The 1,591-nt window shown below is 61.3% G+C and carries 3 protein-coding genes; all 3 read right to left on the reverse strand.

Features of this window, described 5'->3' with window-relative positions; genetic code table 11:
• A partial coding sequence (locus GGD65_RS39890; RefSeq protein ID WP_183238754.1) for an IS66 family transposase zinc-finger binding domain-containing protein occupies nt 1-710 on the reverse strand: 710 nt, incomplete at its 3' end.
• Nucleotides 711-779: 69 nt separating this feature from the next.
• Nucleotides 780-1,127 carry an IS66 family insertion sequence element accessory protein TnpB gene (gene tnpB / locus GGD65_RS39895; RefSeq protein ID WP_183238755.1) on the reverse strand — a complete coding sequence of 116 codons (348 nt, stop codon included), beginning with the start codon at nt 1,125-1,127 and terminating at the stop codon, nt 780-782.
• Entirely contained in the window at nt 1,124-1,528 is a 405-nt protein-coding gene (tnpA, locus tag GGD65_RS39900) for an IS66-like element accessory protein TnpA (RefSeq protein WP_183238756.1), read from the reverse strand. The genes tnpB and tnpA overlap by 4 nt, the downstream gene beginning before the upstream one ends.
• Nucleotides 1,529-1,591 lie beyond the last annotated feature (63 nt).

Genomic DNA, 1,591 nt, shown 5'->3' on the forward strand with positions numbered 1-1,591 from the left:
GGCGTCATCGCAACTGTGCAGCCACCAACCTGGTCGGCGAGGGTCGATAGGCTGATCGGCACGCCTTCCTTGCCATAGCGTTCGGCCTGCCGGTTCAGCGGCTGGTGCTGGCCGAACTTCTCGAATAGCACCATCGCCAGCAAGCTGGGCCCGGCCCAACCACGGGCGATAACGTGGAACGGCGCCGGGGCCTGGCTGATCTTCTCGCAATCACGGCAGCTGAACTTCTCCCGGACGTGCTGGATCACCTTCCAGGATTTCGGGATCACCTCCAGCGTCTCGGTGATGTCCTCTCCGAGCTTGGATAACCTCGCTCCGCCGCAGCAGGCGCACGCCACAGGTCCCGGCACGATCACACGCTCGCGAGGCAGATGGTCCGGGAACGGCTGGCGAGACGGCCTCTTACGCGTGAACGAGGCCACCTTCGTCGTCCTGGCCGCAGCCATTTCGGCAGCAAGTTCATCCTCAGTCGCTGAAGCCTCGAGCTCCTCCAGCGTCAGTTCGAGCTGATCCAGCAGCCTTGCGCTACGCTCCGAGCGAGGACCATGACGATCACGGTTCAGCTTTTTGATCTGCAGCTTCAGGTGAGCGATTAGCGCATGGTCGTCGGACTGCTGGGCGCGAACGCTGGCGAGTTCGGCGCGCGTCGCCAGCAACGCCGCTTGCAGCGCCTCAATGTCTTCCGGCAGCTTCTCGGGACCGTCACCCATGCACCAATGGAATCACAAAAGTCGCGATTTGGCGCGCGCTTTTTCAATCTCACGGGATTATTGCGCAACCTATCCTGCGCTCTGCGGTCGCCAGCTGTGTTGGGGGTTGCGCCAGTCGATCGCCTCCAGCAAATAGCCCATCTGAGCTGCGGTCAGCGACACCACGCCGTCCACCGTCGCCGGCCAGATAAATCGGCCACGGTCCAGCCGCTTGGCATAAAGCGATAGCCCGACCCCGTCGTGCCAAAGCGCCTTAATCAGTGTGCCGGTACGACCACGGAACACAAAGACATCACCGGCAAAAGGATCTCGCCCCAAGCCTTCCTGCACCAGCAATGCGAGACCCTGCATTCCTTTGCGCATGTCCGTGTGGCCGGTTGTGATCCAGATTCTCGCCCCTGCTGCGATCGGGATCATCGCCGCTCCAGCAGATCCAACACGCGAGACAACGCCGTCATATCAACGCCGGCGTCCACGATTACGCGACAGGCCTTGCCGACAACAATCTCCATGCGTCCGCTCGCTGGCCCCGCTAAAGCTACTGGCGGCGCCGCCGGTTGGTCTGGCATCACCATCGCCGGCACAAAGGCTGGCTGAGGTTGCTCAATATCGTTCGTCCGCGCCCCAAACGATCGTCGCCAAGTCAACAAAAGCGAGCGCGAGATGCCGTATCGACGCGCTGTCGACGAGACAGCGCGCGGTGCCTGCAAACTTTCTAGAACGATTTTGAGTTTCTCATCATCAGTCCAGCGACGGCGACGGCCGGTCTCGACAATCTCGAACCGTCCAATCTGAGCACTGAACTTATTGCTGTTCATAAGGGCTGTTACACAGCACTCGTATCAACCCGACAAGGCGGCCTTCACCGGAGGGAGACGGCG

Source organism: Bradyrhizobium sp. CIR18 (assembly GCF_014198295.1).
Classification (GTDB): Bacteria; Pseudomonadota; Alphaproteobacteria; order Rhizobiales; family Xanthobacteraceae; genus Bradyrhizobium.

Bases quoted from the DNA above. Each gene is read 5' to 3' on its own strand.
- tnpB (WP_183238755.1), bottom strand. From the start codon at position 1,127: ATGATCCCGATCGCAGCAGGGGCGAGAATCTGGATCACAACCGGCCAC.
- tnpA (WP_183238756.1), bottom strand. From the start codon at position 1,528: ATGAACAGCAATAAGTTCAGTGCTCAGATTGGACGGTTCGAGATTGTC.